The following is a 17,584-nucleotide window of genomic DNA, read 5'->3' on the forward strand; positions in this document are numbered from 1 at the left end:
CGTGTAGATACCCCCGGGGGTAATTAAGGAGGCAACGAAGTGGCTCGTGAAGTGACACAGGAGACGTTCGCGGCGGCCTGGGCCGACGGCGCGCTCGTGGTCGACGTACGGGAGGCGGACGAGTACGCGGCCGGGCACGTCCCGGGCGCACGGCTCATGCCGCTGCGGACGGTGCCCGCCCGGTGCGGCGAACTGCCCACCGGCCGACCGGTGTTCGTGATCTGCGCCAGCGGCAACCGCAGCAGGACGGCCGCCGACCGGATGAACTCGTCCGGCATCGACGCCTACTCCGTGACCGGCGGCACCGGCGCCTGGGCTCGCGGCGGGCGTCCCGTCGCGGCCGGTTCGCACGAGCACGCCGCCTGACCCCCGCCCGAAGCCCGCACACCGGCCAGCCGGAAAGGAGCACCGCCTTGGCCGCCACCCCCTCTCCCATCGACTCACCCGTCTCCGGCCGTCACCGTGTCGCCGTCATCGGCGGCGGCAGCGCCGGCATCAGCGTCGCCGCCCGCCTGCGCCGCGCCGGCATCAGCGACATCACCCTGATCGAACCGTCCGACACCCACTGGTACCAGCCGCTGTGGACCCTGGTCGGCGGCGGCCAGGCGCCCCTGCGCACCACCCGCCGCCCCGAGGGCTCAGTGATCCCCGACGGCGTGCGCTGGATCCGCCGCGCTGCCCTGGCAGTCGACCCGGAGGCCCGTACGGTCACGCTGTCCGGCGGCGCCGAACTCGCCTACGAGCATCTGATCACGGCGCCCGGCCTCCAACTCGACTGGGACGGCGTGCCGGGCCTGGCCGAGGCCGTCGGACACGACCGCGTGAGCAGCAACTACGCACCCGAGTACGCCCCGCGCACCTGGGACCTGATCAAGGACATGCGGTCCGGCACCGCCGTCTTCACGCACCCGGCGACACCGCTGAAGTGCGGCGGCGCACCGCAGAAGATCGCCTACCTGGCCGCCGACCACTGGCGCCGCCAGAAGGTCCTGGACGACATTCGAATCGTCCTCGTCATCCCCGATCCGGCGATGTTCAAGGTGCCTGCCTGGTCGGAGGTGTTGGAGCAGGTCGCCAGCCGGTACGGCATCGAGGTACGGCTGCGCTCCGAGATGACCGCCGTCGACGGCGACGCCCGCGAGGTCACGATCACCGACCACACGAACGGCACCAAGGAGACCATCGGCTACGACCTCCTGCACGCCGTCCCGCCGCAAAGCGCCCCCGACTGGGTCAAGGCGAGTCCGCTCGCCGACCCCGCGAGCCAGCAGGGGTTCGTCGCAGCCGACAAGCACACCCTCCAACACCCTTCGTACGAGAACGTCTTCTCGCTCGGCGACGTGGCGAACCTGCCCACCTCCAAGACCGGCGCGGCCGTACGCAAGCAGGCCCCGGTGGTCGCGGCGAACCTGCTGGAGGTAATGAGTGGCCGCTCCCCCTCGCACCGCTACGACGGCTACACGTCCTGCCCGCTGGTGACCGCCCGCGACCGGATGCTGCTGGCCGAGTTCGACTACGACCTCAACCCCACCCCGTCGTTCCCGCTGCTCGACCCCTTCAAGGAGCGGCGCACGATGTGGGCTTTCAAGCGGTACGGCCTGCCGCCGATCTACTGGCACGGCATGCTCACCGGCCGCCTCTGACCGGTCGGTCCGGGCCTCCCCCGACCCGGGCCGACCACTCCAACCGCCTCTGGACAAGGGCGGACCAGACCCTTCTATATACCCCCCTGGGTATATAACCCATCCGGCATGGAGGTCAACCGACCATGTTCTTCGCCCAGTACTACCTCGACTGCCTCTCCCAGGCGTCCTACATGATCGCCGACGAGACCACGGGCAAGGCCGTCGTCGTCGATCCGCGCCGCGACGTCTCCGAGTACCTCACCGACGCCGCCGAGCGCGGTTTCACCATCGAGGCGGTCATCAACACCCACTTCCACGCCGACTTCCTCGCCGGCCACCTGGAGCTCGCCGACCGCACCGGCGCCTGGATCGGCTACGGACGGCGCGCCGAGGCCGAGTACCCCATCCACAAACTGGTCGACGGTGAGCGCATCACCCTCGGCGACGTCCAGCTCCGGATCCTCGAAACCCCGGGCCACACTCCGGAGTCGATCAGCGTCCTGGTGTACGAGCACGCCCAGGACACCGTCCCCTACGGCGTCCTCACCGGCGACGCGCTGTTCATCGGCGACGTCGGCCGCCCCGACCTGCTCGCCTCCATCGGCGTGACCGCCGACGAACTCGGCCGCATGCTCTACAACACCATCCAGCACAAGCTGATGGACCTCCCGGACGCGGTCCGGGTCTTCCCCGCCCACGGCGCCGGCTCCGCCTGCGGCAAGAACCTCTCCGCCCAGCGCCAGTCCACCATCGGCGAGCAGCGCCGCACCAACTACGCCTGCCGGCCGATGAGCGAGGCGAAGTTCGTGTCGCTGGTGACGCAGGGGCAGCCTTCCGCACCCGCGTACTTCGTCTACGACGCCATCCTCAACCGCAAGGAGCACGGCCTGTTCGACGCGGCCACCGCACCCCGGCCGCTGTCGGTGGAGGGGTTCATGGGACGGCGGGCGGCGGGGGCGGTCGTGGTCGATGCCCGTTCACCGCAGGACTTCGCACCCGGATATCTGCGCGGCTCGGTCAACGTGCCGGCCGACGGCCGTTTTGCCGAGCAGGCGGGCATGGTCGTCGCTCCCGAGCAGGAGGTCGTCGTCATCGCGCCGCAGGACCGCGAGGAGGAGGTCGTCACCCGTCTCGCCCGGATCGGCTTCGACAAGGTCGGCGGCTATCTGCGCGAACCCGAAGGCGCCTTCCCCGCCCTGGCCGGCGAGATGGAGCAGGCCAGCCGGCTCACCGCCGACGAACTGCACCGGCTGCTGGACGGCGAGGAACCGCCGGTGGTGCTGGACGTGCGCAACACCGCCGAGCGCGAAGAGGGCTTCATCGAGGGCTCGTTGCACATCCCGCTGGCCGATCTCGCCCGCCGCGCAGGCGAGATCCCGGCCGACCGGCCCCTGGTCGTGCACTGCGCCGGCGGCCACCGCTCCTCCATCGCCGCCAGCCTGCTGCGCCACCAGGGCCGCGCCGACGTCTCCGACCTCCTCGGCGGCTACGGCGCCTGGCTCGCCCTGCCCGCGTCCGCCGACGTCTGAGCCATCGCTCACCGGGTGGCGGTCACGGAAACCGACCGCCACCCCCAACCGCCTTGAAAACACTCTGGAGTTCATCAATGACCATGCACCCTGACAGGCCACGCCTCGACCCCGCCGCCCTGCGCGACCTGACCCGAGATGGTGAGGGCCCGCGCCTGCTGGACGTGCGCACGCCCGGCGAGTTCCGCACCGCCCACATCCCCGGCTCCTACAACGTCCCCCTGGACACCCTGCGCGAACACCGCGCCGAACTGCGCCACCACCTCGACGAGGACGTCATACTCATCTGCCGCTCCGGCGCCCGCGCCACCCAGGCCGAACAGGCCCTCGCCGAGGCCGGACTGCCCAACCTGCGCGTCCTCGACGGCGGCGTCATGGCCTGGGAGTCCGCCGGCGGCCCGCTCAACCGCGGCCCCGAGCGCTGGGACCTGGAGCGCCAGGTCCGACTGGTCGCCGGAACGCTGGTGCTGGTCACCGGCATCGCCGGCCTGTTCGTGCCCGGACTGCACCTGATCGGTACGGCCGTCGGCGCCGGGCTGACCGTCGCCGCGCTCACCAACACCTGCGCGATGGGCATGCTGCTGGCGAAACTGCCCTACAACCGCGGACCACGCACCGACCTCGACAGCGTCGTCACCGCTCTGCGGGGGACGCCATGATCGCCGTCATCATCGCCGCGTCCCTGCTCATCGGCGTCAGCCTCGGCATCCTGGGCGGCGGCGGGTCCATCCTGACCGTGCCCATCCTGATCTACCTGGCCGGCATGGAGACCAAGGAGGCCATCGCCACCTCACTGTTCGTCGTCGGCGTCACCAGCGCCGCCGGTGTCGTCTCCCATGCGCGGGCCGGACGCGTCCGCTGGCGTACCGGGCTGCTGTTCGGTCTGGCCGGCATGACCGGTGCCTACGCGGGCGGACGGCTCGCCGAGTTCATCCCCGGCGGCGTCCTGCTGCTCGCGTTCGCCCTCATGATGATCGCCACGGCCGTCGCCATGATCCGCGGTCGCCGACAGGCGCCGAAGAAAGTCCACCACGAACTGCCCGTGCTCCACGTCCTGTTGGACGGCATCGTCGTGGGCCTGGTGACCGGACTGGTCGGCGCGGGCGGAGGCTTCCTCGTCGTGCCCGCGCTCGCCCTGCTCGGCGGGCTGCCGATGACCGTCGCGGTCGGCACCTCACTTCTGGTCATCTCCATGAAGTCCTTCGCGGGCCTGGCCGGCTACCTCGCCAGCGTGCACATCGACTGGGGCTTCGCGGCGCTCGTCACGGCGACCGCAGTGGTCGGCAGCCTGCTCGGCGGACTCGTCGCCGGGCGGATCCCGCAGGACGCGCTGCGCAAGTCCTTCGGCTGGTTCGTCGCCGTCATGGGCGTGTTCGTCCTCGGCCAGCAGATCAGCTCCGACCTGCGTCACACCCTGCTGACCAGCCCCTGGACGTGGGCCTCCGTGGCCGCCGCGGCGGGAATCGTCTTCAGCTGGTACATGCTCAGGCGCTCCGGACGAGCACCGGAGCAAACGAGCCACGCCTCGGACATGCCGGATGACGCGAGCGGTTCCGCGGTCCCGCTCGCCGTCCGTGCCGAGACCGTACGCGTCGACGGCGCCACCGCATCGCCACAGATCCCGTAGGGCGCGGTACACGCTCCCGGAACCCGGCCCTGAGGAGGTGTCCGGTGAACACCACCGAAGTCGTGAACACCGACACCAAGGAAGCGGACTCGTGGGCCGAGGTGATCAACCGGCTACGGCGGGCCCAGGGACAACTGGCCGCGGTCATCGCCATGATCGAGGCGGACCGCGACCGCAAGGACGTCGTCACCCAGCTGGCCGCGGTCACCCACGCCCTGGACCGGGCCGGCTTCAAGATAGTGGCGGAGGGCATTCGCCAGTGCCTCACCGAACGGCAACGAGGACACGTCCCGCCGCTGAGCGAGGCCGAACTGGAGAAGCTGTTCCTGACGCTCGCCTGACCCGGATCCCACCATTCAGGGGGTGCAGAAATGATCTCCCGCGCCGTCATCACCGACTGGGCCGTCCCGTCGGGCAGCCACTGCCCCGACACCCGACCGGCCGGACCCCCCACACCGGCGGCGGAGCAACGTGCCCGCAAGGATGTCCAGGAGCGGCTCCTGCACCAGTTCCCGGACGTCCCGTCCGAGACCCTGTCGAGGGTGGCGGCGGAGGCGTTCGCGCTCTTCGCCGACGCACGTGTACGGCACTACGTTCCCGTCCTGGCCCTCAAACGTGCCTCGGGGCGGCTGTCCGAACGTCTCGCCGCCCTGGGCGAGAGAGGCGGCGAGGCGTGAGACCGACCCCGAAGTGCGTCCTGGACCGATCCCGCCCCTGCAACGCCTGCATCGCTCCGGATCCCAGCGGCTGCCCCTACCCCTATCTGCTCGCCGGGGACGACACGATGGACCCGGACGATGACATCGACACGGACGACGATTCCGCGCACGCGGAGGAATGAGGCGCAGGACATGGACGCGGCGTGCTGGGACGAGCGCTACCGCGGTAGCGAACTGGTGTGGAAGGCCGAGCCCAACCGCTTCGTCGCCGAGGAGCTGGCCGGTCTGAAACCGTCCGGGCGGGCGATGGATCTCGCCGCCGGCGAAGGTCGCAACGCGGTGTGGCTCGCGGAGCGGGGCTGGGAGGTGGACGCCGTCGACTTCTCCACCGTAGCGCTGGAGAAGGCCGAGCGGCTGGCCGCCGAGCGGGGTGTGCGGCTGCGGACCGTCCGCGCCGACCTCATCCTCTGGGCGCCCCCGGAGACGACGTACGACCTGGTATTGATCGCGTATCTGCACCTGCCGTGGCCGGACATGGCCCAGGTGCTGCCCCGGGCCGCCGCTGCCGTCCGCTCGGGCGGCACCCTGCTGCTCGTCGGCCATGACGCGGCCAATCCCGAGCACGGCTACGGCGGTCCGCAGGATCCGCGCGTGCTGTACACCGCCGAGCAGGTCGCCGACCTGTGGCGGCCCTATGCCGACATCCTGCGGACCGAGACCCGCACCCGGCCGGCGACCGACACCGAAGGCAACAGCCGCACGGCCCTCGACGCGCTCGTCCACGCCGTACGGAGATGACACCGTCCGACGCTCGTCAGGCCGCTGTGCCGGACTGGCGGGCGGCGAGCAGCGCGGCGCCGGTGGCCCGCTGGTGGTCCCGGTGCCCGGTGACGCCTCCCGTGTCGAACACGAGCAGGTGGCCGGGACGCTGCTCGCCGATCAGGCAGGCCACCTCCGCGGCGAGCCGGGACAAGGGAACGTGGCCGAGAGCGCCGTCCGGATGGTCTGTCAGTTCCACGCGCTCGACGCCCAGTTCCCGTGCGGCGCAGGCGAGTTCGTCTGCACGCATGGTGTGCAGGTCGCGCCGGGCCTGCCGTGCAGGGTGGACGCCTCGCCGTGGGTGAAGCAGAGCACGGTCGTGGGCACCCCGCCGCCGGACAGCAGGGCGAGGAGGCCGCCCAGCCCGAACGACTCGTCGTCGGGATGGGCGACCACCGCCAACACCCGCCGCACGTCCGGCAGCCCGGACACGGCGGCGGTCATCTCAGGTGTAGATGATCTGGCCGCCGGCCGCGTGCTCGTAGAACTCGCCGACCGTGATGATGCCCTGGACCTGCTCGATGAGGTCGTCCTTGTCGAGTTCGAAGAGGTCCACGGACGCCTTGCAGGCGTAGATCCCGGCGCCGGTGTCGGCGATCATCTCGATGAACTCGGGAATGGGCGGGATGTCGAGCTTCTCCATCTTGCGTTCCATGTACCGGGTGATCAGGTCCGGTACGCCGGGCAGTCCGCCGAGGAGGGTGGGCAGGTGGAGGCCGGGGTTGCCGACGGTGGCGAGCTTGATGTGGTCGTACTGCTTCTTCGTGATCGCGTCGAGGCCGAAGAAGGTGAAGAACAGGTCGGCCTCGATGCCCTCGGCGCGGGCGCCGTTGGCCATGATCAGAGCCGGGTAGATCCCCTCCAGGGATCCCTTGGAGACAATGATCGAGACCTTCTCGATGGTGGCGGTGTCGGCCATGACGGCACGCTCCTCGGTGGCAGAGATGTCAGATGCAGCCGCGCGGCTTGGGAATGCCGGCGATCTTCGCGGCGGTCTTCGCCGGGCCCTTCGGGAAGAGCTGGTAGAGCTCCTTGACGCTCACGCCGGACGTCTTGCCGAGCACCCGCACGGTGGGGCCGGTGCCCTTCTCCGCGTACTGGGCGCGCATGAAGTGGATGACGGTCCAGTGCCGGTCGGTCAATGTGTCGATTCCGAGTTCCTTGGCGATCGGTTCGGCCATCGGCTCGGTCCACCGGCCGGGGTCGGTGAAGAAGCCTTCGTCGTCGACCGGGACGGGGGTGCCGTCATAGGTGGCGGTGGGCATGGCTGTGCTCCTCTGGTTCAGGCGTGGGCGTGGTGCTTGCCGTGCTCGGGCATCGCCGAGCCGATGCCGGGCAGTTCCCGGCCGGGCAGCAGGCTGTGCCAGTACAGCCACTCGAAGGCGAGCTTGCCGAGGTGGGCGGCGTGCGACTCCTTCAGCAGTGGCAGCCCGACCGGGCCCGGGTAGTGGCCGGGCAGCGGCTCGGTGTCGTAGTTGAAGTCGATCAGCAGCGCCTTGTGGAAGCCGGTCTCCACGAAACAGTTGGCGTGTCCGTCGAACGAGGCGTCCAGCGGCTGCCCGTCGAGGAAGCGGCCGATGTTGTGCACCAGTACCTCGCCCTCGAAGTGGGCCACCGACCCGGCCTTGGAGGCCGGCAGGCCCGCCGCGTCGCCGATCGCGAACACCTCGGGGTACTCGGGGTGCTGGAGGGTGTGCGGGTCGACGGGCACGAAGTCCAGCTCGTCGCCGAGACCCTCGGAGCGTCCGACGTACTCCGCGCCGCCGTGCAGAGGGACGACGACCGCCAGGTCGAACGGCACCTCCCGTTCGTCGTACGAGACCAGCCGGCCGCCCGGGCCGTCGACCTCGCCGAGCGTGAACTCGGTGACCAGCTCGATGCCCTTGTCCGTCAGCAGGCCGCCCAGCGCCTTCGCCGCGACCGGCTTGGTGAACGCGCCGTCCAGTGGGGTGGCGTAGGTCAGCTGGACCTTGTCACGGATGCCGCGTCGCTGGAAGTACCAGTCGGCGAGGAAGGCGAACTCCAGTGGTGCGACGGGGCACTTGAGCGGCAGGTCCGCCACGTCGATGACGACGCGGCCGCCGTCGAAGCGCTCCAGCGCATCATGCAGTCCGACGGCGCCGGGCAGGTCGTAGAAGGTGAACACCTTCTCCCCCCAGCCGGGGCCGGTCAGCCCCTCGGTCTCCTCCGGCAGCAGCCGGGCCCCGGTGGCGACCACCAGGACGTCGTAGGACAGTCGGATGCCACCGCCGGGGTGCACCGTCCGCTCGTTCAGGTCCACTCGGTCGATCCGAGCCGACTTGTAGTCGACAGCCGTGTTCAGCTGCCGCGGCCGGGAGCGGACGAGGTGGTGCGGCTGGGCGAGCCCGAAGGGAACGAACAGCAGGCCGGGCTGGTAGACGTGGTCGTCGTCCTGATCGACGACCGTGATCCGGAAATCCCGCTCGTCGTACATACGCTGCAGACGGTTGGCCGTCAGAGTGCCGGCGGTTCCGCTTCCGAGAATCACGATGTGTGTGCCCATGTCCCCACTGTTGTGCGGCAGATCAGAGCAGGACATGGGCCGCTGGTCCCGTCCCGAGTACCCACCGGGGTATGCCTTCACCCGGCCCCTTTGCCCCCACACCCCACTTGCCCGCCGCAAACACACTGGTAAAATACCCAGCAGGGTATATCGCAACGGCAGCACGCACGAGGGCCGAACGGCCCCTGTCGCACCCCGCCGGCCTCTCGATCCGCCGCACCTTCCGCGATCGAATGGATTCCGGCAGCAGTCGGCACCAGCGAGAAGGGCCCGGCCATGACCGGCAGCACGCAGCAGATCCTCGGCACGAACCGGCCACAGAACGCGGACGTGCACAGTTTCGAGGTCACCCACGTCGAGCGAGACGCCTACACCGTGGACATCCGCGGGCACCGCCTGCGGGTCGACCAGCCCATCGAGGCCGGCGGTACGGACACCGCACCCACTCCCACCGAGTTGTTCGCCGCCTCCCTGGCCACCTGTGTCGCCTTCTACGCGGGCCGTTTCCTCCACCGGCACGGCCTCGGTCAGGCAGGACTGCGGGTCCGTACGGAGTTCACCATGGCCACCGACCGCCCCGCCCGCGTCGCTTCCCTGCGCGTCGTGGTCGTGCCACCGTCGGATCTCCCGGAGCAGCGCCGGGCGGCCCTGCTGGCCGTGGCCTCGCGCTGCACGGTGCACAACACGCTGCACCAGCCGCCCGAGATCGACATCGAGTTGGAGCCATGAGCACGTCCCTGGCGCCGGCCTCGTCGGCGCTGCTGGAGCGCGTCCGGGCCGGCCTCATCGGGGACGACGAGGTGCTGGACGGCCCCTACGGCCCGAAGCGGATCGTCTACGCCGACTACACCGCCTCCGGCCGCTCCCTCGACTTCGTCGAGGACTTCGTGCGCAAACAGGTGCTGCCGCGCTACGGCAACACCCACACGGAGAGTTCCAGCACCGGTCTGCAGACCACCCGGCTGCGCGAGGACGCCCGCCGGATCATCCGCGACGCTGTCGGAGGCACCGAGGACGACCTGGTGATCTTCTGTGGCTCGGGGGCCACTGCTGCGGTCAACAAACTGGTCGGCATCCTGGCGCTGCGCCGCCCGGACCAGCCGCCGCCGGACGAGCGGCCGGTGGTGTTCGTGGGCCCCTACGAGCACCATTCCAACGAACTGCCCTGGCGCGAGTCCGTCGCGGACGTCGTGGTGATCGACGAGGACGCGGACGGCCACATCGACCTCGCACAGTTGGAGACGGGGCTACGGCGGCACACCGGCCGCCCGCTGCTGATCGGCAGCTTCTCCGCCGCGTCGAACGTCACCGGCATCCTCACCGACACCGACCGCATCGCGCGCCTGCTGCACGCGTACGGCGCCCTGTCGTTCTGGGACTACGCGGCCGCCGCCCCGTACATCCCGATCCAGATGGGCCCGAGCACTCCGGGCGCCGGGGACCACAAGGACGCGCTGTTCCTGTCCCCGCACAAGTTCGTCGGTGGCCCGCAGACCCCCGGCGTGCTCGTCGTACGCCGTGAACTGGTGCGCAATCCGGTGCCCACCGCGCCCGGCGGCGGCACGGTCGCCTTCGTCGACCCGCACGGCCACCGCTATCTCGACGACCCGGTGGCCCGGGAGGAAGGCGGCACGCCCGCCATCGTCGAGTCCGTCCGTGCCGGGCTGGTCTTCGCGCTCAAGCAGGCGGTCGGCACCGACACCATCCAGGCCGCCGAGGAGCGCCACTGGCGGCGCGCCCTCGCGGCCTGGGAGCGCAATCCCGGCATCGAGGTCCTCGGCAACCACCACGCCCGCCGCCTGTCCATCGTCTCCTTCCGCATCCGCCACGGCGAGCACGCCTACCTGCACCACAACTACGTCGTGGCCCTGCTCAACGACCTGTTCGGCATCCAGGCCCGCGGCGGCTGCTCCTGCGCAGGCCCCTACGGCCACCGCCTGCTCGGCATCGACGCGGCCACCTCCCACGCCCTGCTGGACGAGGTCGTCCACGGCTGCGACGGCATCAAACCCGGCTGGACCCGCATCAACTTCAACTACTTCATCAGCGGCACCGTCCGCGACTACCTCATCGACGCCGTCGAGCTGATCGCCCGCCTCGGCCACCGACTCCTGCCCGACTACCGATTCGACCCGCACACCGGACAGTGGCACCACCAGGCCGGCGCCGTCGATCCTCCGCTGCGGCTGACGGACGTGCGCTTCACCTCCGGCGAAGGCGTCACCACCCCGGCCGTCCGCCATCGCCGACTGGGCGAGGACGCGCTGGCCGGTCAACTGGACCGCGCCCGCGAGGTATTCGCTTCCCGCCTTGCCTGTCCTGACGACGGCCCCACCGGGCTGCCGGCCGACTTCGAGCGCATGCGCTGGTTCCCGCTGCCGCCCGTCTGCCTGGAACAAACCCGGACCGGCACCGGTTGAAACGGATACCCCACCGGGTATACGAGAGGAGACCGGAAGCATGCCAACCAAGGAACTGACCAAGGACAACTTCGAGGAGACCGTCACCGGTTCGGAGATCGTGCTCATCGACTTCTGGGCCGCCTGGTGCGGACCGTGCCGCATGTTCGGCCCCGTCTACGAGAAGGCGGCCGCGCGCCACCCCGACATCGTCTTCGGCAAGGTCGACACCGAAGCGCAGCCCGAACTCGCGGGCGCCTTCCGCATCTCCTCCATCCCCACCCTGATGGCCGTCCGCGACCGGACCGTGCTGTACTCACAGCCCGGCGCACTGCCGCCGCAAGCCCTGGAGGAACTCATCACCAAGATCCGCGCCGTCGACATGGAGGACGTACGCCGGAAGGCCGCCACAGGCTCCGGCGGAGCCGGCTGACAACGAGGCGCCCGCGGAGCGTCCGCAGTGGCCGCGGCCCGTGGAGTTCAGCGGGTGCGAAGTGCGGCCAGCGTGTCGTCGAGGTCGGCCGCGCGGGGCCGGTTGTGCGGCAGCTTGCCGAGCGCGGCCGCCATGCCGCAGGTGTTGGTGAGGGCGGAGAAGACCAGGCCGCCCGCGACGCCGGCCGAGATCAGCAGGAGGGCGGGGTGCACGAGCAGGCCGAGGACCAGGCCGAGGAGCACCAGAGCGCCGGCGGTGAACCGGACCTGGCGTTCCATGCTCCAGCCGGCCCGTGCTTCGCGGGCGGTGGGCCGGTGCAGGTCGTGGCCGTCTGCGGCCCAGGCGCCGATGCCGCCCGCGAGGGTCGCCGCGGCGATGCCCTGTTCGACAAGGAGTCTGCAGGCGTTCTCGGAGCGGGCACCGGATGCGCACACGACGAGGACGTCCCCGCGCCCGGCGGCGTGGCGTATCTCCGGCAGGGCCCGCCGGATGTGGTCGAGGGGGATGTTCAGGGCGCCGAGGAGGTGGCCGGAGGCGTACTCGGCGGGCGTGCGCACGTCGATGACGGTGAGTTCGTCGAGCCGGGTACGGGCCTGCTCGGCACCGAGGGTGACGGGGGTCGGAAGGCTGGTCATGACAGGTGTGATCCTTAATGGTCGACGCCGTCCCGAACCGGGACGTACAGTACCCCTAGGGGTATTTTTCGAGGAGTGATCGTGGAACTGGAACTCGCGGGTGCGGAACTGAAGTCCGTGCTGAACAGGCTGCGCCGGGCGCAGGGTCAGATCTCCGGGGTGATCCGGATGATCGAGGAAGGACGCGACTGCGAGGACGTCGTCACACAGCTCGCCGCCGCCTCCCGTGCGCTGGACCGGGCCGGTTTCGCGATCATCGCGACGGGCCTGCAGCAGTGTGTGACCGACATGGAATCCGGACGGAAGAACGGCGAGGACCCGGAGGCGATGCGCGCCCGGCTGGAGAAGCTGTTCCTGTCCCTGGCGTGACCATGCGCGGTGGCCGCCTCACACGACCGCGTCGATCAGCATGAGCGCGGCCACGGCCAGCAGCACCAGGGCGAAGATCCGCTGCAGCGTGGGCGCGGAGACCTTCACCGACAGCCGTTTGCCGTCCCACGCGCCGAGGATGGCGGCCCCGATGAACGGTCCGACGACCGCCCAGTCCAGCCCCTCGACCGTTCCGGCCCGGGTCGCCAGCGCGGCCAGCGAGTTGACGGTGATGACCAGCAGGCTGGTGCCCACCGCGTTGCGCATCCGCATGCCGAGCACGCTCACCAGCGCCGGTACGGCGAGGAAGCCGCCGCCTACGCCGAGGACACCGGTGACCGCGCCGAGCCCGGCACCGGCGGCCGCGGCCCGCCCCGGCCGCGCCGGCACAGTGCCCTCCATGGCCGTCCTGGAGCGCAGCATGCGCAGCGCGGCCGCTCCCGCGACCAGGGCGAAGGCCGCCGTCAGTACGGCCTCCGGGATACGCGCGGACAGCGCGCCGCCCAGCATCGCCGGACCGATCCCGGCCGCAGCGAAAAGCAGCCCCGTACGCCACCGCACGTTCCCGTCCCGCGCGTGCGCGACCAGCGCGGTGACCGAGGTGAGCGTGACGATGACCAGACTCGCGGTCGTCGCCCCGACCGGACTGAAGCCGAGCAGGTAGATCAGGGCGGGGACGGCAAGAACACTGCCGCCGCCCCCGAGCGCGCCGAGCGCCAGGCCGATGACCGCCCCGGCGGCCAGGGCGAGTATGAGAGCGCTCACGCTGTCGTGCCGTTTCCACCGCGCGCGTCGACCACCGGCAGCCCCGCGCCGACCCAGTCCCGCATGCCGCCGATCACGTCCACAGCCTGCGCACCGCGGGCGACGAGCAGTTCCGCGGCCTGCCGTGAGCGGTTGCCGGAGCGGCAGATCACGATCAGGGGCCGCGCCTGCGCTTCCGAGGGCAGTCCCGCGCCGGCGGACAAAGCCGACAGGGACAGGTGCACGGCGCGCGGCGCGTGCCCGGCCTGCCACTCGTAGGGCTCGCGCACGTCGAGCAGTACGGCGTCACCACCACTGCCGGCATGACCGGTGCGCACGGCCGCCTGCTGCACGCTCACGCGCCCCGGGCCACCCCCGGCCCGTCGGAAGATGCTCATCTCGGTTTCTCGCTCCTGTTTCGTGTGTCGGTGCGGATGGTCGCTTCGTGTGCCGGTGCGGATGGTCGGCCGATCCCTGCGCCGTCATGCGGTCCGGACGACCAGTCCCGCCTTCTCGGCCCCGTCGAAGGAGTCGTCCACGGCAACCACGTCCCGGCCGACGGCGTCGAGCAGGGAGGCGGCGATCGCGGCGCGCATGCCGCCCGCGCAGTGCACCCAGACCTCGCCGTCGGGAACCTCGCCCAGGCGGCGGTGCAGGGTGTGGATCGGAATGTGGACCGAGCCCTCGATGTACCCGTCGGCCCGTTCCGACGCGCGGCGCACGTCGAGGACGGCCACACCGTCCCGGGGCCGCTCGGCGAGACCGGCGAACGTGGCCCGCCGGAAGGCGGCCGGCGCCTCGCCCTCGCGCACCCAGTCGGCCGGCCCGCCGGTGGCCGCGGCGGCCGGGCGGTCGATCCCCACGCGCACCAATTCGCGCTGCGCGGCAGCGAGTTGCCCGGGCGACTCGGCGAGCAGCGTGACCGGCTTGCCCCACGGGATCAGCCAGGCGAGATAGGTGGCAAGCTGCCCCTCGGCCTCGAAGTTGAAGGATCCCGCGACATGCCCGGTGGCGAACGCGACGCGGTTGCGCAGGTCCACCACCCACTCCCCCGCGGCCAGCCGGGCGGCGATCTCCTCGGCGTCGGCCACGGCGGGCGGGGTGAGGTCGACGGGCGCGGGTCCGGCGGCGTTGGCCGGGCCCATGTGCGTGTAGTAGGCGGGGATGTCGTCCAGGCCGGCCAGCAGGTCGGCGACGAAGGTGTCCACGTCCCGGGTGAGGGCCTCGTTGGCCACCTTCTCCTTGCCGATGGTCGTGTCGCTGCCTTCGGCCTGGGCGGACGAGCAGAAGCTGCCGAAGCCATGGGTGGGCAGCACGACGGTCTCGTCGGGCAGGTCGGCGGCCAGGCGGCGTGCGGAGGCGTGCTGGGCGCGGGCCAACCGCTCGGTCAGCCGAGGCTCGACCAGGTCGGGGCGGCCGACAGTGCCGATGAGCAGGGAGCCGCCGGTGAAGACCGCCACTGCCGTGCCGTTCTCCTCCAGCACGTACGAAGTGTGGTGCGGGGTGTGACCGGGCGTCGCCAGCGCCCGCAGGGTCAGGCCGTCGTCGAGGGCCGTGACGTCACCGTCGCGCACGGGCGTCCGCTCGAACGACACCCGCGCCCCCGCGGGAACCAGGTAGGCGGCACCCGTGAGCCGGGCGAGCTCGAGGCCCCCGGTGACGTAGTCGTTGTGGACGTGCGTCTCGACGACGTGCGAAATCCGCACCCCGCGCCGGACGGCCGCCGCGATCACCTGGTCGACGTCTCGCGGCGGATCCACCGCCACCGCCGTCCGCTCGCCGCCCGCGAGATAGCTGCGGTTGCCGAGACCCGACACCTCGATCGTGTCGACGAAGAACACGAGGCACTCCCTTCCAGTGAAGAATTACCCCAGGGGGTATGCTTGCGAAGGTAGCACAAGTACCCCCGGGGGTATTTCCAAGGGCAGGGAAAGCCCAGGAAACGCCTTACGAGTACCTCGCACACGACCGGACATCCGTCCCGCCCGATCCGTGCCACCAGGAAGGGCCCACACCCATGCGCTACGACCGCACCGTCCGCCTCGATGCCGACTTCGCCACCGCCGTCGCCCGCACCCGCGACGCCCTCGCCGCCCAGGGCTTCGGCATCCTCACCGAGATCGATGTCACCGCCACCCTCAAGGCCAAGCTCGGCCGCTCCGCAGAAGACATGGAGGACTACGTCATCCTCGGGGCCTGCAACCCACCCCTCGCCCACCGCGCCCTGGAGACCGACCGCAGCATCGGGCTGCTGCTGCCCTGCAACGTCGTCGTCCGCCGCGACGGCGACCGCACCGCCGTACAGGCTCTCGACCCGGGCACGATGGTCGCCCTCACCGAACTCGACGCCCTGCGCCCCGTCGCCGAGGAGGCCACCCGTCGCCTCGACGCCGCGCTCGCCGCCCTCGTCGCAGGCGAGACGGAAGGCTGAACAGGCGACCGGCCCGACGCCGACCGTACGGCGAATGGAAAGGGTCCTGAGTGCGGTGCGGCGCATCGGTGCACAGCCGTGCGCCGCATTCAATGGCATGCGCCCCCACCCATGCCCAGTGAGCCGCATGCACACGCATCGGCGAGCGTCGTGATCGATCCGTTTCCGTTCTCATGAAGCCGTGCGTCGAGCTCGTTCACCGCGCACTACCGGGGTATCTAACCCGCGCAGTCTCCACTGCCGCGCGCAGAGGTTCCGCCCAGGACCGGGCGAGCGTGCGCGCCTGCCGCGGTCCGGAAGGCGCAGTACCTCGCCACCAAACCCGACTTCGAACCCGAGGTCGCGGCCTACTGGGCGAAGTACCAGCAGATCTTCTCTCCGGAGGGACTGCGGACCTGCGACCCCAGGGCCCTCAAGGATTTCGCCAACTCCGACATCGGAGCCCATCCCGGTAACCAGGCCACCTTCAACTCCGCCTGGAACGCCATGGGTGACACGGCGGCCGGCGAGTCGACCCGCCGGACCATCGAATACCTGCTGTACGGGCCCGACGACATACCGCTCGCGGACCGGCTCCAGCACCTGCTGACGGGCTCGAAGCCGTTCGCCATGACCGGGTTCAAGGAAGCCCTGCTCACAAGGGTTCTCTGCGTGGTGCAGCCCGATCGCTTCCTGTCGATCCTCAAGTACACGACGGAGGCAGGCGGCAAGCGCGAGATCGCGCGGCTGGTCTACGGGCTGGAGCTGCCGGCACCCGAGTCCGTGAACTGGACCCTCGGCCGACTCATCCTGTGCAGCAACGACCTCCTGCACGCACTCGTCGGCGAGGGCTTCGCCAACCAGCAGCACGCCGCCGCTTTCCTGTGGTGGGCCAAGGACCGACAAGGCGGGTCCCGGTGAGCGGGTGACAACGGCAACGGGCTCGCCCCGCCCGTTCGTCCAGCGTGGCTCCGTACGTTGTCAGGTGGCCCAGGTGGGCCGGATGTGTCACGCGGTCGTCAGCAGTGGCCGCAGCCTGCCGGTCCGCAAAGACCTGACCACCCTGGTTCCCGCCCGGCGACCAGCCACCGACGTGGAGCGGTCCGGTCATCGCTGTCGTGACGTTCGACGACGCCGGTGTCACGGGCCACCACTGGAACGTGTGTCACTGGTGGCGCACCCACCCAGGACGCTCTCGCCTTCCTGCAACGCAGGTGACCGCGAGCCGGGCAAGGCCGCTGACCAGCAGGGGCACCCACGGACCTGGCCCCTGGCCATCACGCTTCCGCGCCGCCTTCGGCCGAAGCGCCGAGCTGTTCGGCCAGCTGGAACAGGGCCGGCAGCGCATTCGTGATGGCGGCCCGGGAGCCGCCGTCGAGAGCGGCGAGGGCCGTGTCGATGCGGCGTTCATGGGCGGTGGTCCAGGCTGCCAGCTTCTCGCGGCCGGCGTCGGTGAGGGTGACGACGGAGGCCCGGCGGTCGGTCGCGTCGACATCACGTGCGACCAGCCCCGCGGTGATCATCTGGCCGATCAGTCCACTGACCGTGCTGGGGGCCAGACGCCGACGGGCGGCGAGGTCGCTGACCCGGGCCGGGGAGTGCTCACCGAGAACCTGCAGCAGCTCGACCTGCGCCATGGGAAGCGTCTCCCACGGGTAGTCGGTCCGGATCGAGGAGCGCAGCGCGCGGCGCAGCCGGGTGACGGCCTCCGTGAGCAGACGGGCGTCCGGCGCCTCGCCGGTGGGGCTCGGCAGGGGGGCCTCGGAGCGGGGCTGCGCAGACATGCGGCCAGGGTAGCCGGGCCGCACATG

The 17,584-nt window shown here is 70.8% G+C and carries 23 protein-coding genes and 1 pseudogene; 15 read left to right on the plus strand and 9 right to left on the minus strand.

The window, feature by feature from the left end; all coding sequences use genetic code 11:
• Nucleotides 1-39: 39 nt before the first annotated feature.
• The 9 genes from H295_RS0102960 (at nt 40) to H295_RS0103000 (ending at nt 6,238) form a co-directional block, all read left to right on the plus strand.
• Nucleotides 40-366, plus strand: coding sequence for a rhodanese-like domain-containing protein (locus H295_RS0102960; RefSeq protein WP_028808996.1), 327 nt, complete (start codon nt 40-42; stop codon nt 364-366).
• A gap of 47 nt (nt 367-413) precedes the next feature.
• Nucleotides 414-1,643, plus strand: a complete 1,230-nt coding sequence (locus H295_RS0102965; RefSeq protein ID WP_020133860.1) for an NAD(P)/FAD-dependent oxidoreductase — start codon at nt 414-416, stop codon at nt 1,641-1,643.
• 125 nt (nt 1,644-1,768) lie between these two features.
• Nucleotides 1,769-3,154 (plus strand): MBL fold metallo-hydrolase, encoded by a 1,386-nt coding sequence (locus tag H295_RS0102970; RefSeq protein WP_020133861.1) that lies wholly within the window; start codon nt 1,769-1,771, stop codon nt 3,152-3,154.
• A gap of 77 nt (nt 3,155-3,231) precedes the next feature.
• Nucleotides 3,232-3,813: a rhodanese-like domain-containing protein gene (locus tag H295_RS0102975; protein WP_020133862.1), complete on the plus strand. Its 582-nt coding sequence runs from the start codon at nt 3,232-3,234 to the stop codon at nt 3,811-3,813.
• A complete protein-coding gene (locus H295_RS42675; RefSeq protein WP_020133863.1) occupies nt 3,810-4,781 on the plus strand; it encodes a sulfite exporter TauE/SafE family protein in 972 nt (323 codons plus the stop codon). The genes H295_RS0102975 and H295_RS42675 overlap by 4 nt, the downstream gene beginning before the upstream one ends.
• A 44-nt stretch (nt 4,782-4,825) precedes the next feature.
• A complete protein-coding gene (locus H295_RS0102985; protein ID WP_020133864.1) occupies nt 4,826-5,122 on the plus strand; it encodes a metal-sensitive transcriptional regulator in 297 nt (98 codons plus the stop codon).
• 30 nt (nt 5,123-5,152) lie between these two features.
• Nucleotides 5,153-5,458, plus strand: coding sequence for a three-helix bundle dimerization domain-containing protein (locus tag H295_RS0102990; RefSeq protein WP_020133865.1), 306 nt, complete (start codon nt 5,153-5,155; stop codon nt 5,456-5,458).
• Nucleotides 5,455-5,622, plus strand: a complete 168-nt coding sequence (locus tag H295_RS47090) for a hypothetical protein (protein ID WP_020133866.1) — start codon at nt 5,455-5,457, stop codon at nt 5,620-5,622. The genes H295_RS0102990 and H295_RS47090 overlap by 4 nt, the downstream gene beginning before the upstream one ends.
• Before the next feature lie 10 nt (nt 5,623-5,632).
• Complete coding sequence (locus H295_RS0103000) at nt 5,633-6,238, plus strand: class I SAM-dependent methyltransferase (RefSeq protein ID WP_020133867.1); 606 nt, start codon at nt 5,633-5,635, stop codon at nt 6,236-6,238.
• 16 nt (nt 6,239-6,254) lie between these two features.
• Here H295_RS0103000 and H295_RS47765 read toward each other — a convergent pair.
• The 4 genes and pseudogenes from H295_RS47765 to H295_RS0103025 form a co-directional block, all read right to left on the minus strand.
• A pseudogene (locus H295_RS47765) lies at nt 6,255-6,703 on the minus strand (PIG-L family deacetylase).
• A gap of 1 nt (nt 6,704) precedes the next feature.
• Nucleotides 6,705-7,178 carry a DsrE/DsrF/DrsH-like family protein gene (locus H295_RS0103015; RefSeq protein ID WP_020133868.1) on the minus strand — a complete coding sequence of 158 codons (474 nt, stop codon included), beginning with the start codon at nt 7,176-7,178 and terminating at the stop codon, nt 6,705-6,707.
• 28 nt (nt 7,179-7,206) lie between these two features.
• On the minus strand, nt 7,207-7,524 hold the full coding sequence (locus H295_RS0103020) for a TusE/DsrC/DsvC family sulfur relay protein (RefSeq protein WP_020133869.1): 318 nt from the start codon (nt 7,522-7,524) through the stop codon (nt 7,207-7,209).
• A gap of 17 nt (nt 7,525-7,541) precedes the next feature.
• Entirely contained in the window at nt 7,542-8,783 is a 1,242-nt protein-coding gene (locus tag H295_RS0103025; protein ID WP_020133870.1) for an NAD(P)/FAD-dependent oxidoreductase, read from the minus strand.
• Nucleotides 8,784-9,059: 276 nt separating this feature from the next.
• On the opposite strand from H295_RS0103025, the gene H295_RS0103030 reads away from it, so the two are divergent.
• Genes H295_RS0103030 through trxA form a run of 3 tightly spaced genes read left to right on the plus strand, consistent with a single transcriptional unit; the run spans nt 9,060 to nt 11,615 of the window.
• Nucleotides 9,060-9,512 carry an OsmC family protein gene (locus H295_RS0103030; protein ID WP_020133871.1) on the plus strand — a complete coding sequence of 151 codons (453 nt, stop codon included), beginning with the start codon at nt 9,060-9,062 and terminating at the stop codon, nt 9,510-9,512.
• Nucleotides 9,509-11,203 carry an aminotransferase class V-fold PLP-dependent enzyme gene (locus H295_RS0103035; RefSeq protein WP_020133872.1) on the plus strand — a complete coding sequence of 565 codons (1,695 nt, stop codon included), beginning with the start codon at nt 9,509-9,511 and terminating at the stop codon, nt 11,201-11,203. The genes H295_RS0103030 and H295_RS0103035 overlap by 4 nt, the downstream gene beginning before the upstream one ends.
• A 40-nt stretch (nt 11,204-11,243) precedes the next feature.
• Complete coding sequence (gene trxA, locus H295_RS0103040; protein ID WP_020133873.1) at nt 11,244-11,615, plus strand: thioredoxin; 372 nt, start codon at nt 11,244-11,246, stop codon at nt 11,613-11,615.
• Between the two features lie 47 nt (nt 11,616-11,662).
• On the opposite strand, the gene H295_RS0103045 is transcribed toward trxA, so the two are convergent.
• A complete protein-coding gene (locus tag H295_RS0103045) occupies nt 11,663-12,250 on the minus strand; it encodes a rhodanese-like domain-containing protein (protein ID WP_020133874.1) in 588 nt (195 codons plus the stop codon).
• An 81-nt stretch (nt 12,251-12,331) separates the two neighbouring features.
• Between H295_RS0103045 and H295_RS0103050 the strand changes: the two genes are divergently transcribed.
• The gene (locus tag H295_RS0103050) at nt 12,332-12,619 is read left to right on the plus strand and encodes a metal-sensitive transcriptional regulator (protein WP_020133875.1); all 288 of its coding nucleotides are present in this window, start codon (nt 12,332-12,334) and stop codon (nt 12,617-12,619) included.
• 18 nt (nt 12,620-12,637) lie between these two features.
• Here H295_RS0103050 and H295_RS0103055 read toward each other — a convergent pair whose 3' ends face one another.
• The 3 genes from H295_RS0103055 to H295_RS0103065 form a co-directional block, all read right to left on the minus strand.
• The gene (locus H295_RS0103055) at nt 12,638-13,384 is read right to left on the minus strand and encodes a sulfite exporter TauE/SafE family protein (RefSeq protein WP_020133876.1); all 747 of its coding nucleotides are present in this window, start codon (nt 13,382-13,384) and stop codon (nt 12,638-12,640) included.
• A complete protein-coding gene (locus H295_RS0103060; protein WP_020133877.1) occupies nt 13,381-13,761 on the minus strand; it encodes a rhodanese-like domain-containing protein in 381 nt (126 codons plus the stop codon). Before H295_RS0103060 ends, H295_RS0103055 begins: the two co-directional genes overlap by 4 nt.
• Before the next feature lie 84 nt (nt 13,762-13,845).
• Entirely contained in the window at nt 13,846-15,204 is a 1,359-nt protein-coding gene (locus H295_RS0103065; protein WP_020133878.1) for an MBL fold metallo-hydrolase, read from the minus strand.
• 176 nt (nt 15,205-15,380) lie between these two features.
• Between H295_RS0103065 and H295_RS0103070 the strand changes: the two genes are divergently transcribed.
• Nucleotides 15,381-15,794, plus strand: coding sequence for a DUF302 domain-containing protein (locus tag H295_RS0103070; protein ID WP_020133879.1), 414 nt, complete (start codon nt 15,381-15,383; stop codon nt 15,792-15,794).
• Nucleotides 15,795-16,280: 486 nt separating this feature from the next.
• Nucleotides 16,281-16,694 (plus strand): hypothetical protein, encoded by a 414-nt coding sequence (locus tag H295_RS42685; protein ID WP_020133881.1) that lies wholly within the window; start codon nt 16,281-16,283, stop codon nt 16,692-16,694.
• A 356-nt stretch (nt 16,695-17,050) separates the two neighbouring features.
• Here the strand turns inward: H295_RS42685 and H295_RS0103080 are convergent, their stop codons facing one another.
• Complete coding sequence (locus H295_RS0103080; protein WP_020133882.1) at nt 17,051-17,557, minus strand: MarR family winged helix-turn-helix transcriptional regulator; 507 nt, start codon at nt 17,555-17,557, stop codon at nt 17,051-17,053.
• Nucleotides 17,558-17,584: the final 27 nt, after the last annotated feature.

The sequence above is a fragment of the Streptomyces sp. 351MFTsu5.1 genome (assembly GCF_000383655.1).
GTDB lineage: Bacteria > Actinomycetota > Actinomycetes > Streptomycetales > Streptomycetaceae > Streptomyces > Streptomyces griseorubiginosus.